This window comes from Pseudomonas sp., from assembly GCF_030696055.1.
Taxonomy (GTDB): domain Bacteria; phylum Pseudomonadota; class Gammaproteobacteria; order Pseudomonadales; family Pseudomonadaceae; genus Aquipseudomonas.
Genome location: NZ_JAUYNP010000019.1, coordinates 1 through 14509 on the forward strand (window position 1 = coordinate 1; position 14509 = coordinate 14509).

Genomic DNA, 14509 nt, shown 5'->3' on the forward strand with positions numbered 1-14509 from the left:
CGAGCGAAATCCACCGCGATAAAGTTGCCTTTCGAGGGAATCCAGCTCAGGCCCAGCTCGCGCAAACCGGCTTCCTGCTGCGCCCTGCCGGCATCATTGACCGGACGGCTTTTGGCCAGGTACTCGGCATCCTCCAGCGCCGCACAGGCGGCGGCCAGGGCCAGGCTATTGACGTTGAACGGCTGGCGCACGCGATTGAGCACGCCGGCGATCTGCGCCGAACTGATGGCATAACCGACCCGCAACGCCGCCAGGCCGTAGGCCTTGGAGAAGGTGCGCGAGACCAGCAGATTCTCGTGCTTAGCCAGATATTCCAGGCCATCCGGCAATTCGTCGCCTTCGGCATACTCGATATAGGCCTCATCCAGCACCACCAGCACATTACCTGGCACGCGAGCGAGGAAGCGCTCCAGCGCGTCCGGACCAAACCAAGTACCGGTGGGGTTGTTCGGGTTGGCGATAAACACCACCCGGGTATTGGCGTCGATGGCGGCCAGCATGGCTTCGAGGTCGTGACCATAGTCCTTGGCCGGCACCACCTTGCCCTGGGCGCCCACGGCCTGGGTGGCGATCGGATACACGGCGAAGGCGTATTCGCTGAATACCGCATTCAGCCCCGGCGCCAGGTAGGCACGGGCGACCAGGTCGAGGATATCGTTGGAGCCGTTGCCCAGGGTGACCTGGCTGATCTGCACGCCGCAACGCGCGGCCAGGCGGCTTTTCAGCTCGAAGCCATTGCCATCGGGATAACGGGTCAGCTCGGCCAGCTCAAAGCGGATCGCTTCCAGCGCCTTGGGGCTGGGGCCCAGCGGGTTTTCGTTGCTGGCCAGCTTAACGATGCTCGCCGGATCCAGATCCAGCTCACGGGCCAATTCATCCACCGGCTTGCCGGGCACGTAGGGCGATAGCTGCTGTACGCCTGGTTGGGCCAGGGCGAGGAAATCGGTCATAGCAAAGCCTCAAGCTTAAAGCCGCAAGCCCCAAGTACAGCCAGGCGTCGATCCGCTTGAAGCTCGAGACTTGGCGCTTGCCGCAGCAGTTTTAAAGTACCGCTTTGGGATAGGAGCCCAGCACCTTGAGCGCCACGGCTTCCTGATTGATCTTTTCCAGCACGTCCTTGATCAGCGGATCGCGATGGTGGCCGACGAAGTCGATAAAGAACACGTAGGTCCACTTGCCGCTGCGCGACGGGCGGGTCTCGATGCGGGTCAGGTCGATGCCGTTGCTGTGGAATGGCACCAACAGCTCATGCAACGCGCCCGGCTTGTTGCGCATGGAGACGATGATCGAGGTCTTGTCGTCGCCGGTCGGCGGCACTTCCTGGCTGCCGATGATCAAGAAGCGCGTGGAGTTGTCCGGACGGTCTTCGATCTTCTCCGCCAGCTTGGTCAGGCCATAGAGGCTGGCCGCCATATCGCCGGCGATAGCCGCCGAGTTCCACTCGCTCTTCACCCGTTTGGCCGCATCGGCATTGCTCGACACCGCCACCCGCTCGACGTTGGGGTAATGCGAGTCCAGCCACTTGCGGCACTGGGCCAGGGACTGAGCGTGGGAATAGATGCGGGTGATCTTGTCGGTCTTGGTGGTTTCACCGACCAGCAGGTGGTGGTGAATGCGCAGCTCGACTTCGCCACAGATGACCATGTCGTGTTCGAGGAAGCTGTCCAGGGTGTGGTTGACCGCGCCTTCGGTGGAATTCTCCACCGGCACCACGCCGAAATTGACCGCACCGGCGGCCACTTCACGGAACACTTCGTCGATCGCCGCCATCGGCTGGCTGATCACCGCGTGGCCGAAATGCTTCATCGCCGCTGCCTGGGTGAAGGTGCCCTCGGGGCCGAGGTAGGCGACCTTCAACGGGTTCTCCAGGGCCAGGCAGGAGGACATGATTTCGCGGAACAGCCGCGCCATTTCCTCGTTGCCCAGCGGACCCTGGTTGCGTTCCATGACGCGCTTGAGCACCTGAGCTTCGCGCTCGGGGCGGTAGAACACGGGTTTCTCGCCTGCCGGCAGGGCCTTCATCTTTACCCGCGCCACTTCTTCGGCGCAGCGCGCGCGGTCGCTGATCAGCTCGAGAATCTTCTCATCGAGGTTGTCGATGCGCAGGCGCAGGGCCTGCAGTTCCTGTTCGGACATCAGCCGTGCTCCTTCTCGAACTCGGCCATATAGGCGACCAGCGCCTGCACGGCATCCAGACCCACGGCGTTATAGATGGAGGCGCGCATGCCGCCCACCGAACGGTGGCCTTTGAGGTTGAGCAGGCCACGGGCATCGGCGCCGGCGAGGAAGGGCTTGTCCAGACGATCATCGGCCAGACGGAACGGCACGTTCATCCAGGAGCGGGCATTGTGGGCGATCGGGTTGCTGTACAACTCGCTGCTGTCGATGACCTTGTACAGCAGGTCCTTCTTGGCGCGGTTGATACGCTCCATGGCCTCGACACCGCCCTGCTCCTTCAGCCACTCGAACACCAGGCCGGACAGGTACCAGGAGAAAGTCGCCGGGGTGTTGTACATCGAGCCGTTATCGGCGGCGATCTTGTAATTGAGCATGGTCGGGCAGTGGCTGCGCGCACGGCCCAACAGGTCTTCGCGCACTATGGTGACGACCAGGCCGCTGGGGCCGATATTTTTCTGCGCGCCGGCATAGATCAGGCCGAATTTCGACACATCGATGGGACGCGAGAGGATATCCGAGGACATATCCGCCACCAGCGGCACGTCGCCCACTTCGGGAATCCAGTCGAACTGCAGGCCACCGATGGTTTCGTTGCTGGCGTAGTGCAGGTAAGCGGCGTCTTTCGACAGCTTCCACTCGTTCTGCCCGGGAATCGCGAAGTAATCGTAAGGCTTGGCGCTGGCGGCGACATTGATAGTGCCGAAGCGGCTGGCTTCTTCGATGCTTTTCTTCGACCAGATGCCGGTGTCGATATAGTCGGCGACGCCGTCTTCCGGCAGCAGGTTGAGCGGAATCTCGGCGAACTGCTGGCTGGCACCGCCCTGCAGGAACAGCACCTTGTAGTCATTGGGGATGACCAGCAGATCACGCAGATCCTGCTCGGCCTTCTCGGCAATGGCGGTGTATTCGTCGCTGCGGTGGCTCATCTCCATCACCGACAGGCCTTTACCCTGCCAATCGAGGAGCTCCGCTTGGGCGCGTTGCAGAACAGCTTCAGGAAGCGCGGCCGGGCCGGCGCAGAAGTTAAAGGCTCGCTTGCTCACATCCACTCTCGCTCAAAAATGGTGGGCGGGCTGGCCATCGCCAGCAGCCGCCAAATCCTACGCCGTCACGGGCGGGTAGCCCCGCCCTGACAGATCACTCTTCGCTGACCGGGCTCTCGTCGGCGCCGCTGTCAGATGCTTCCACGGCATCGTCCACTGCAGCCTCAAAACCCTCTTCGCCTTCCAGCAGCTCGTCGTCTTCCTCGGCGGAAGGCTCCTGCACCCGCTCCAGACCGACCAGGGTTTCATCCTTGGCCAGCTTGATCAGGGTCACGCCCTGGGTGTTACGTCCCAGGCTGGAGACTTCGCTGACGCGAGTACGCACCAGGGTGCCCTGATCGGAAATCAGCATGATTTCCTCAGCGTCGAGCACCTGTACCGCGCCGACCAGCTTGCCGTTACGCTCGTTGCTGACCATGGCGATCACGCCCTGGCCGCCACGACCGCGCCGGGGGAACTCGGCCATGGCGGTGCGCTTGCCGTAACCACGCTCGGAGGCGGTGAGAATCTGCGCCTCGGCCTCAGGGATCAGCATGGAGATGATCTGCTGACCTTCGGCCAGACGCATACCGCGCACGCCGCGGGCGGTACGGCCCATGGTGCGTACCTTGCTCTCCTTGAAGCGAATCACCTTGCCGCCGTCGGAGAACATCATCACTTCACGGGCGCCGTCAGTCACCGCCGCGGAGATCAGGGTGTCGTCTTCATCCAGCTTCAGGGCAATCAGGCCCGAGCTACGCGGACGACTGAATTGCACCAACGGGGTCTTCTTCACCGTGCCCTTGGCGGTGGCCATAAAGATATAGGCACCGGTCGGCTCGTCTTCGCCCTCGGCATCGTCGGCGTCATCGCCTTCGGCCAGGTCTTCGACTTCGTCCTGCTCGACTACCACGCCTTCGATATCGTCCGACTCGTCGCCTTCCGGCGCTTGCTGGCGCAGCGCTTCCAGGTCGACCTGGAGCATGGCGGTGATGCGTTCACCCTCATCCAGCGGCAACAGGTTGACCAGCGGACGGCCGCGAGCGGCACGGGAGGCCTCCGGAATCTCATAGGTCTTCAGCCAGTACACCTTACCCTTGCTGGAGAACAGCAACAGGGTGGAATGGCTGTTGGCGACCAACAGGTGTTCGATATAGTCCTCGTCCTTGACCCCGGTAGCCGACTTGCCTTTGCCGCCGCGACGCTGGGCCTGGTAGGCGGTCAGCGGCTGCGACTTGGCGTAACCACCATGGGAGATGGTGACCACCCGCTCCTCTTCGGTGATCAGGTCGGCCAGGGTCAGGTCCAGGCGGTTATCCAGGATCTCGGTGCGGCGGGCATCGCCGAACTCGGCCTTGACCGCTTCCAGCTCCTCGCGGATCACTTCCATCAGGCGCACGGCGCTGGTGAGGATGCGGATCAGCTCGCCGATCTGGTTGAGGATTTCCTGGTACTCGGCCAGCAGCTTCTCGTGCTCCAGACCGGTCAGGCGGTGCAGGCGCAGGTCGAGGATGGCCTGGGCCTGGTCCGGCGAGAGGAAGTACTTGCCGTCGCGCAGACCATACTGCGGCTCCAGATCATCCGGGCGGCAGGCATCGGCGCCGGCACGCTCGACCATGGTTTCAACCGCGCTGGATTCCCAGGCGGTGGCGATCAGCGCCAGCTTGGCTTCGGCCGGGGTCGGCGACGCCTTGATCAGGGCGATCACCGGATCGATGTTGGACAGGGCAACCGCCTGACCTTCGAGGATGTGCCCGCGCTCGCGCGCCTTGCGCAGCTCGAATACGGTACGCCGGGTGACCACTTCACGGCGGTGCAGAATAAAAGCTTCGAGCATGTCCTTGAGGTTGAGGACTTTCGGCTGGCCGTCGATCAGGGCAACCACGTTGATGCCGAACACGCACTGCATCTGGGTCTGGGCGTAGAGGTTATTCAGCACTACTTCCGGCACTTCGCCGCGGCGCAGCTCGATGACGATGCGCATGCCGTCCTTGTCGGACTCATCGCGCAGCTCGGTGATGCCTTCGAGTTTCTTCTCTTTGACCAGCTCGGCGATCTTCTCGATCAGGCGCGCCTTGTTCAGCTGGTACGGCAGCTCGCTGACGATGATCTGCTGGCGACCGCCGACCTTATCGATGTCTTCGATAATAGCGCGAGCCCGCATATAGATACGTCCGCGACCGGTGCGGTAGGCCTCGATAATGCCGGCGCGACCGTTGATGATCGCCGCCGTGGGGAAGTCCGGGCCCGGGATGTACTGCATCAGTTCATCGACCGTCAGCTCGCCGTTATCGATCAGGGCCAGGCAGCCATTGATCACTTCCGTGAGGTTGTGCGGCGGAATATTGGTGGCCATGCCCACGGCGATACCGCTGGAGCCGTTGACCAACAGGTTGGGGATCTTGGTCGGCATGACCGCCGGGATCATCTCGGTGCCGTCGTAGTTCGGCACCCAGTCCACGGTTTCTTTGTGCAGGTCGGCCAGCAGCTCGTGGGCCAGCTTGGTCATGCGCACTTCGGTGTAACGCATGGCGGCCGCGTTATCGCCGTCCACCGAACCGAAGTTGCCTTGGCCGTCGACCAGCAGGTAGCGCAGGGAGAATGGCTGGGCCATACGTACGATGGTGTCGTACACCGCGGTATCACCGTGGGGGTGATACTTACCGATCACGTCACCGACCACACGGGCGGACTTCTTATATGCCTTGTTCCAGTCGTTGCCCAACTCGCTCATCGCAAACAACACGCGGCGGTGCACGGGCTTCAAGCCATCGCGTGCATCCGGCAGAGCGCGCCCAACGATCACGCTCATCGCGTAATCGAGGTAGGACTGCTTGAGTTCGTCTTCAATATTGACCGGGAGGATTTCTTTGGCCAGTTCGCCCATAAGAAGCCAGGTTCCTTTGCTTTAGTAGTATGCGAGGTCCAGCGAGAAGCGCGGGATAGTAACACAAGCGACTAGTCTCAAGCTGCAAGCCGTAAGCTGCAAGCAAGAGCCACGCAGCTGCTTTTCCGCTTGCACGCGTATAGCTTGCCGCTTCAATGCAAACGCTTGCGGCACATCAATTGCGCCATTTTCGCCGCATCGGGTCGATCGATCACGCCTTTTTCGGTAACGATAAAGTCGATCAGATCCGCCGGCGTCACATCGAACACCGGATTGAATGCCTCCACCCCGCCCGCCATGCGCTGGCCACCCAGCTCGAGCAGCTCGCTGGCGTCACGCTCCTCGAGGACGATATCGTCGCCATGTTCCATGGCCATGTCGATGGTCGAACTGGGGGCCACCACCATAAAGCGCACGCCGTGGTGCATGGCATTGACCGCCAGCTGGTAGGTGCCGATCTTGTTGGCCACATCGCCATTGGCGGCGATGCGGTCGGCCCCGACTATGACCCAGGTGATGCCACGGGTCTTCATCAGGTGCGCGGCGGCCGAATCGGCGCTCACGGTAACCGGAATGCCATCGGTAGCCAGCTCCCAGGCGGTCAGGCGCGAGCCTTGCAGCCAGGGCCGGGTTTCGTCGGCATACACCCGCCCGACCAAGCCCTCCAGATGCGCCGCGCGAATCACCCCCAGGGCCGTGCCGAAACCGCCGGTGGCCAGGGCCCCGGCATTGCAGTGGGTGAGCAGGTTTTGCAGGTTGCCCTGATGCTTGCGGATCAGCTCGACGCCGAGCTGGGCCATGGTCAGGTTGGCTTCGCGATCGCTCTGGTGAATGCCCACGGCTTCGGCTTCCATCACTGCCAGTGGGTCATCGCGTTCTTTCAGGCGGTCCAGACGATCACGCATGCGATTCAACGCCCAGAACAGATTGACCGCGGTCGGGCGCGTAGCGGCCAGTAGGGCAAAATCCTCCTGCAACGCCGCGCGCCAATCGCCCCCCGCGGCCAAGCGCGCACGCACGGCCAACACCACGGCATAGGCCGCGGCAATCCCAATAGCCGGCGCGCCGCGTACCACCATGCGGCGAATGGCCTCGGCCACATCCGCCGCGGTGTGATAGCTGCGCCAGCTTTCCTCGAAAGGCAGCACGCGCTGATCGAGCAGATGCAGAGCACCATCGCGCCATGCAATGGCCGTAACCTTCTCTGCCGCTAGCAACTGCTCGCGCATCACACACCTCCACCGGAAAAAGCCGGCCATTATACGCACACAGCCCCGCGCATCGCGCCAGCAGCCCGCCACTTAAGGCGTGTGCAGCTTCAAGCCTAGGGCGTTCCCCTATAAACTCGCCACTTTATTGACCGCCGGAAGCGCCACCATGCCCGAAGCCCCCTTAGACCTCCTGCTGCTGCCGACCTGGCTGGTACCGGTGGAACCCGCAGGCGTGGTATTGCACGAGCATGGGCTGGGTATTCGCGATGGGCGCATCGCGCTGATCGCCCCGCGCGCCGAGGCGCTCAAGCATGCCGCCCTGGAAATACGCGAACTGCCGGGGCGCCTGCTCACGCCGGGCCTGGTCAACGCCCACGGGCATGCGGCCATGACCCTGTTCCGCGGCCTGGCCGACGACCTGCCGCTGATGACCTGGCTGGAACAGCATATCTGGCCGGCCGAAGCCAAGTGGGTCGACGAGCAGTTCGTCCAGGACGGCACCGAGCTGGCCATAGCCGAGCAGCTCAAGGGCGGCATCAGTTGCTTCTCCGATATGTACTTCTTCCCGGAAATGGCCTGCGAGCTGGTGCACAAGAGCGGCATCCGTGCGCAAATCTGCATCCCCGTGCTGGACTTTCCCATCCCCGGCGCCCGTGACGCCGACGAGGCGCTGCGCAAGGGCCTGAGCCTGTTCGACGACCTCAAGCAGCACCCGCGCCTGGGCGTCGCCTTCGGCCCCCATGCGCCCTACACGGTCAGCGACGACAAGCTGGAAACCATCCGCATGCTCGCCGAAGAGCTGGACGCCGGCATTCATATGCACGTGCACGAGAGCGCCTTCGAAGTGCAGCAGAGCCTGGAGCAGCGCGGCGAACGCCCATTGGCCCGTCTGGCGCGCCTGGGTTTGCTCGGCCCACGCTTTCAGGCCGTGCATATGACCCAGATCGACGACGAAGACCTGGCCCTGCTGGTGGCCAGCAATACCAGCGTGATCCACTGCCCGGAATCCAACCTGAAACTGGCCAGTGGCTTCTGCCCGGTGGAAAAGCTCTGGCAGGCCGGGGTCAACGTGGCCATAGGCACCGATGGCGCGGCGAGCAATAACGATCTCGACCTGCTCGGCGAGACCCGCACCGCCGCCCTGCTGGCCAAGGCCGTCGCCGGCTCGGCCACCGCCCTGAACGCCCATAGCGCCCTGCGCATGGCCACCCTGAATGGCGCCCGCGCCCTCGGCCTGGACGAGCAGATCGGCTCATTGGAGCTGGGCAAAGCCGCCGACCTGGCGGTATTCGACCTCTCCGGCCTGGCCCAGCAACCTGTCTACGACCCGGTGTCGCAGCTGATTTATGCCGGCGGCCGGGCCTGCGTCGAGCACCTCTGGGTCGGCGGCAAGCAGCTGCTGGATGGCGGCCAGCTGACCCGCCTGGACGAGGCGCGGATCATCGCCAATGCCCGCGCCTGGGGCGCGAAGATCGCCGCCAGATAACCCGTAGCCCGGATGAAATCCGGGATAGGCGTTACAAGGCCATTTCCCGGATTGCATCCGGGCTACACCAAGCACTGCGACAAACTGACATACATTGCCTCGCCAACAGCCGCCCACGCCACAGCGCTAAGCTGGCAACATAAGCGCTTCGCGCCGCAGCCTGAATCAGGGATTTATATGAGCAACGTCGATCACGCCGAAATCGCCAAATTCGAAGCCCTCGCCCACCGCTGGTGGGACCGGGAAAGCGAGTTCAAGCCACTGCATGACATCAACCCGCTGCGGGTCAACTGGATCGACGAACGCGTCGGCCTGGCCGGCAAGAAGGTACTCGACGTCGGCTGCGGCGGCGGCATTCTCAGCGAATCCATGGCCCAACGCGGCGCGACCGTGACCGGCATCGATATGGGCGAAGCGCCGCTGACCGTGGCCCAGCTGCATCAGCTGGAGTCCGGGGTGACGGTGGACTACCGGCAGATCACCGCCGAAGCCCTGGCCGCGGAAATGCCCGGGCAGTTCGATGTGGTCACCTGCCTGGAAATGCTCGAACACGTGCCGGATCCGGCTTCGGTGATCCGCGCCTGCTACAACCTGGTCAAGCCCGGTGGCCAGGTGTTCTTCTCCACCATCAACCGCAACCCCAAGGCCTACCTGTTCGCCATTATCGGCGCCGAGTACCTGATGCGTTTGCTGCCGCGCGGCACCCATGACTTCAAGAAGTTTATCCGCCCCTCCGAGCTGGGCGCCTGGAGCCGCGAGGCCGGCCTGCTGGTCAAGGACATCATCGGTCTGACCTACAACCCGCTGACCAAGCGCTACAAGCTGGAAGCGGATGTCGAGGTCAACTATATGCTCCAGACACTCAAGGAGGTCTGATGCGTTTGCGCGCGGTTCTATTCGATATGGACGGCACCTTGCTCGACAGTGCGCCGGACTTTATCGCCATCTGCCAGGCCATGCGTGCCGAACGCGACCTGCCGCCTATTGCCGACAAGCTGATCCGCGACCAGGTCTCCGGCGGAGCCCGCGCCATGGTCGCCTGCACCTTCGCCATGGACCCGGAGGCCGAGGGCTTCGAGGCCTTGCGCCTGGAATTCCTCGAGCGCTATCAGGAGCACTGCGCCGTGCTGACTCGCCCGTTCGATGGCATCGAGGCCCTGCTGGCCGATATCGAACAGGCCCAGCTGATCTGGGGCGTGGCGACCAATAAGCCGCTGCGTTACGCCGAGCCGATCATGCAGCAACTCGGCCTGGCCAGCCGCTCGGCGGTGCTGGTCTGCCCGGACCACGTCAGCCGCAGCAAGCCCGACCCGGAGATGCTTCTGCTGGCCTGCGCCCAGATTGGCGTGCAGCCCGGCGAGACCTTGTTTATCGGTGACGATGAGCGCGATATCGAGGCCGGCCGCGCCGCCGGCTGCAAGACCGCGGCGGTCACCTACGGCTATATCCACCCGCAGGACAATCCGCGCAACTGGGGCGCCGACCTGGTGGTCGACCACCCGCTGGAGCTGCGCACCGTGCTCGACCAGACGCTGGGCGATTGCTGACGCAGCAGCTGCAAGCCGGTATGCGGCCAAAAGCCTGCCCCAACTCTTTTGCTTTTAACTTGATGCTTGCCGCTTGAGGCTTGCAGCTCTCCGGAGGAGCCTCCCATGTTTGACTATTCCGTCCGTCCCGAACTGCTTAAAGGCCGGGTGATCCTGGTCACCGGCGCCGGCCGCGGGATTGGCGCGGCTGCCGCGAAAACCTTCGCCGCCCATGGCGCGACGGTGCTGCTGCTGGGCAAGAGCGAAGCAAACCTCAGCCAGGTGTATGACGCCATCGAGGCCGCCGGTCATCCGCAAGCGGCGGTGATCCCGTTCAACCTGGAAACCGCCCTGCCGCACCAGTACGACGAACTGGCGGCGATGATCGAAAACGAGTTCGGCAAACTCGACGGCCTGCTGCACAACGCCTCGATCATCGGCCCGCGCACGCCGCTGGAGCAGCTGTCCGGCGACAACTTCATGCGCGTGATGCAGGTCAACGTCAACGCCATGTTTATGCTCACCAGCACCCTGCTGCCGCTGCTCAAGCTCTCGGCCGACGCCTCGGTGGTATTCACCTCCAGCAGCGTCGGGCGCAAGGGCCGGGCTTACTGGGGCGCCTATGCGGTGTCCAAGTTCGCCACCGAGGGTTTGATGCAGGTATTGGCCGATGAGGTCGACGGCATCGCCAACGTGCGCGCCAACAGCGTCAACCCGGGCGCGACCCGCACCGACATGCGCGCCCAGGCCTACCCGGGCGAGAACCCGGCGAACAACCCGCTGCCCGAGGCGATCATGCCGGTCTACCTGTACCTGATGGGTCCAGACAGCATAGGCGTCAATGGTCAGGCATTTGACGCGCAATAACTCACGGTCTGCTGCGCGTCGGCCCTGCGGCGTTAAAAACAGGCTCGGAATGCTCATGTACAAAAGTACACTCCGCTTCCTCGCCTGTTTTTGCCTTGCAGGACTCTAGCTCGCGAGACCTTAAACAACCTTTTAAGGATTTCGCCGGTTTTCCGACGGCCATTTTGCTGACTGGCAGCCAATTGCCAGCAGCCACGCCAGTTAACCGGCAAAAGCTTGCCGCCCGCCCTCGGCGCATAGCGGCAACCCTATGAAATAAAAGCACTTTCCAGCCAATATAAAGATTGGCACGGAATTCGCTCTACCCCTGATATCGACGCGAATAGCGCAAGAGGTAGAGCTTTATGGCCCCGCACAACCAGTCCAATACCATCGACTTCGACGCTGCCAAACTACAGCGCCTGGGTTATGCCAGCCGCATCCAGAAATCACTGAAGCCGGTCAGCCTGGCGCAACTGCGTCAGCAACTGAGCCTGCAGCTGCAGACCTCCCTGGAAGCCGAGCGCATCCTCGAGCTGTTCTACCGTGAAGTGCAACGCCTGGTGCCACTGGGCGCCCTGAGCTACCAGCTGGCTTCCTGCGACTTGCGCCTGGACCTGGGCGAACGCGGCAACCATTCGGCCGGCTACCGCTTGAGCCATGCCGGCGAATACCTCGGTGAACTGACCTTCCGCCGCAACCAGCGCTTCAGCGAAGACGAGCTTGGCCAGCTCGAATCCCTACTGGCCAGCCTGCTGTTCCCGCTGCGTAACGCCCTGCTCTACCGCGCGGCCTTGCAGAGCGCATTGCGCGACCCCCTGACCGAAACCGGCAACCGCGTCGCCATGAGCCAGACCCTCAAGCGCGAGGTCGACATCGCCCGGCGCAGCCTGCAGCCGCTGTCGGTGCTGATGGTCGATATCGACCACTTCAAGCAGATCAACGACAGCCACGGCCACAGCATTGGCGATGAGGCGCTCAAGGCAGTCGCCACGGCATTGAAAGACAGCCTGCGCAACGTCGACATGGTGTTCCGCTACGGCGGCGAAGAATTTATGGTGCTGCTGTCCAACACCAGCCGCGAAGCCGCCTCCATGGTCGGCGAGCGCCTGCGCATGGCGGTCATGGGCATCCAGTACCTGGTGGAAAACCGCGCCATCGAGCTGTCCGTCAGCCTCGGCTGCGCCAGCCTGTTGCCAGGCGAGTCCATGGAAAGCCTGCTGCGCCGCGCCGACAGCGCCCTCTATGTATCCAAGCGCGAAGGCCGTAACCGCCTGTCCATGGCCGGCTAAACGCAACAGCCAGAAAAAATTGCCTGGAGCAATTTTTAACGTCGCGCAGCGACGGCCCGAAGGGGGCCGCCACGGATGGCAGGCCATAAAAATGACCGGGAGAAATTTTTAACGTCGCGCAGCGACGGCCCGCAGGGTGGCCGCCATGGATGGCAGGCCATAAAAAAGGCGACCCTAGGGTCGCCTTTTTCACATCTAGCGCAGCCTATTACTCAGGCTTGCGGCCACGACCGAAGCCCGGGCGCTGACCTTCGCTGGTTGGCTGGCTGCGCCGCTTGACTGGCGCACCGGCCGGCTTGCGCGCCGGACGATCGGCCAGCTCCACGCCAGGACGCTTGGCCGCCGGCTTGGCCGGACGCTTCTTGTTGACGTCACGCGGACGCTCGGCCACCGGCGTGCCTTTGCCGGCCTGACCACGCCCCTGCTCGCTGCGGCCCGAGTCAGCACGCGGCGTGCGCACGGGGCGCTCGCCACGCTCGGCACCTTCGGCGCGCGGTGCGCGGGCACGACCCTGATCACCTTCCGCCACGCCATGGGCCGGGCGCAAGGTCCGTGTCGGACGCTCGGCGCGACCCACCGGCTTGGCCGATTTGCGCTGCAGGCGATCGATCTTGTCGCGGGTCTTTTCCTTCATATCCGGCAAGGCGATCGGCTTGAGGCCGACTTCTTCGCTGAGAATATCCACTTCGCGCTGGCTCATTTCGCGCCAGCGGCCCATGGTCAGGTCCGAGGTGATAAATACCGGACCGAAACGCACGCGCTTCAGGCGGCTGACCACCAGGCCCTGGGACTCCCACAGGCGGCGCACTTCGCGGTTACGGCCTTCCATCACCACGCAGTGGTACCAATGGTTGAAGCCTTCGCCGCCCGGCGCTTCCTTGATGTCGGTGAACTTGGCCGGGCCGTCTTCGAGCATCACCCCGGCTTTCAGGCGTTCGATCATCTCGTCGTCGACTTCACCGCGCACGCGCACGGCGTACTCACGGTCCATCTGGTAGGAGGGGTGCATCAAACGGTTGGCCAGTTCACCGTCGGTGGTGAACATCAGCAGGCCGGTGGTGTTGATGTCGAGGCGGCCGATATTGATCCAGCGGCCTTCTTTCGGCCGTGGCAGGCGGTCGAACACGGTCGGGCGACCTTCCGGGTCGTCACGGGTGCAGATCTCGCCTTCGGGCTTGTTATAGATAATGACGCGACGCACGCTCTCGGCGGCTTCTTCGCGGCGGATCACCTTGCCATCGACGGCAATGGCGTCATGCAGGTCGACCCGCATGCCCAGGCTGGCCACTGCGCCGTTGACCTTGACCCGGCCGGCACTGATCCAGGCTTCGATTTCGCGGCGTGAAGCCAGGCCCATGCGCGCCATGACTTTCTGCAGCTTTTCGCCTGCGGGGCTGTATTCTTCGGATTCACTCATCTGGGCACCTCCCGGTGTTTTCTCTGGTGATGGACGACCTAGGGTCGTCGAAGGGCCGCGGAGCATACGCGAAACGCGGCCTATTAGCACGGCTTGAGGCTAGCCGGCAGACGAACAGCCGTCAGCCTTTACGACAATCGGCCCATCCGCGCTAGCCTGTTACCCGTAGCCCGGATGCAATCCGGGACGATTCACGGGAACCCCCCCGGATTGCATCCGGGCTACCTATGAGGGGGCAATTCCGATTCATTCGACTGTTCGGCATCGGCTTCGACTGGATCATCACGCGCTGCCAGATCATCGAAATCGGTTTTCAAGCCCTGCTCCATCGAATCCAGCTCGGCCAGCAGGCTGCTGAAGCTGGTTTCCTCACCCGCCTCGACAGGCTCATCGACCAGGGCCAGGTCGGCGCGCGCCTGCAGGCTTGGCGGGGCCTCCAGTTCATCGTCGAAGGCCAGCACCGGCTCGGGTTCCAGCTCGCGCAGCGCCGCCAATGTCGGCAGCTCGTCGAGGTTTTTCAGGTTGAAGTGATCGAGAAACAACCGCGTGGTGGCGAACATTGCCGGTTTGCCCGGCACATCGCGGTAACCGACCACACGAATCCACTCGCGCTCCAACAGGGTCTTGACGATATGGCTGTTGAC

At 63.3% G+C, this 14509-nt stretch carries 12 protein-coding genes; 5 read left to right on the forward strand and 7 right to left on the reverse strand.

Features of this window, described 5'->3' with window-relative positions:
* The 5 genes from hisC to mtnA all read right to left on the reverse strand — a co-directional run.
* Positions 1–950, reverse strand: a 950-nt coding sequence (gene hisC, locus Q8Q83_RS01125; RefSeq protein WP_305620386.1) for a histidinol-phosphate transaminase, incomplete at its 3' end; no start/stop codon positions are given.
* Between the two features lie 91 nt (positions 951–1041).
* Positions 1042–2136 carry a prephenate dehydratase gene (gene pheA, locus Q8Q83_RS01130; protein WP_305620388.1) on the reverse strand — a complete coding sequence of 365 codons (1095 nt, stop codon included), beginning with the start codon at positions 2134–2136 and terminating at the stop codon, positions 1042–1044.
* Positions 2136–3221: a 3-phosphoserine/phosphohydroxythreonine transaminase gene (gene serC / locus Q8Q83_RS01135; protein WP_305620390.1), complete on the reverse strand. Its 1086-nt coding sequence runs from the start codon at positions 3219–3221 to the stop codon at positions 2136–2138. Before serC ends, pheA begins: the two co-directional genes overlap by 1 nt.
* 94 nt (positions 3222–3315) lie before the next feature.
* Complete coding sequence (gyrA, locus tag Q8Q83_RS01140) at positions 3316–6087, reverse strand: DNA gyrase subunit A (protein WP_305620391.1); 2772 nt, start codon at positions 6085–6087, stop codon at positions 3316–3318.
* A gap of 152 nt (positions 6088–6239) precedes the next feature.
* On the reverse strand, positions 6240–7316 hold the full coding sequence (gene mtnA, locus Q8Q83_RS01145) for an S-methyl-5-thioribose-1-phosphate isomerase (RefSeq protein WP_305620393.1): 1077 nt from the start codon (positions 7314–7316) through the stop codon (positions 6240–6242).
* Between the two features lie 148 nt (positions 7317–7464).
* On the opposite strand from mtnA, the gene Q8Q83_RS01150 reads away from it, so the two are divergent.
* The 5 genes from Q8Q83_RS01150 (at position 7465) to Q8Q83_RS01170 (ending at position 12448) form a co-directional block, all read left to right on the forward strand.
* On the forward strand, positions 7465–8784 hold the full coding sequence (locus Q8Q83_RS01150; RefSeq protein ID WP_305620395.1) for a TRZ/ATZ family hydrolase: 1320 nt from the start codon (positions 7465–7467) through the stop codon (positions 8782–8784).
* A 177-nt stretch (positions 8785–8961) separates the two neighbouring features.
* Entirely contained in the window at positions 8962–9660 is a 699-nt protein-coding gene (ubiG, locus tag Q8Q83_RS01155) for a bifunctional 2-polyprenyl-6-hydroxyphenol methylase/3-demethylubiquinol 3-O-methyltransferase UbiG (protein WP_305620397.1), read from the forward strand.
* Positions 9660–10331, forward strand: a complete 672-nt coding sequence (gene mupP / locus Q8Q83_RS01160) for an N-acetylmuramic acid 6-phosphate phosphatase MupP (protein WP_305620399.1) — start codon at positions 9660–9662, stop codon at positions 10329–10331. Before ubiG ends, mupP begins: the two co-directional genes overlap by 1 nt.
* A gap of 105 nt (positions 10332–10436) precedes the next feature.
* Positions 10437–11177 carry a YciK family oxidoreductase gene (locus Q8Q83_RS01165; protein WP_305620400.1) on the forward strand — a complete coding sequence of 247 codons (741 nt, stop codon included), beginning with the start codon at positions 10437–10439 and terminating at the stop codon, positions 11175–11177.
* A gap of 344 nt (positions 11178–11521) precedes the next feature.
* Positions 11522–12448 carry a GGDEF domain-containing protein gene (locus Q8Q83_RS01170; RefSeq protein ID WP_305620402.1) on the forward strand — a complete coding sequence of 309 codons (927 nt, stop codon included), beginning with the start codon at positions 11522–11524 and terminating at the stop codon, positions 12446–12448.
* 208 nt (positions 12449–12656) lie between these two features.
* Here the strand turns inward: Q8Q83_RS01170 and rluB are convergent, their stop codons facing one another.
* Positions 12657–13865: a 23S rRNA pseudouridine(2605) synthase RluB gene (gene rluB, locus Q8Q83_RS01175; protein WP_305620404.1), complete on the reverse strand. Its 1209-nt coding sequence runs from the start codon at positions 13863–13865 to the stop codon at positions 12657–12659.
* Positions 13866–14086: 221 nt separating this feature from the next.
* A partial coding sequence (locus tag Q8Q83_RS01180) for an SMC-Scp complex subunit ScpB (RefSeq protein WP_305620406.1) occupies positions 14087–14509 on the reverse strand: 423 nt, incomplete at its 5' end.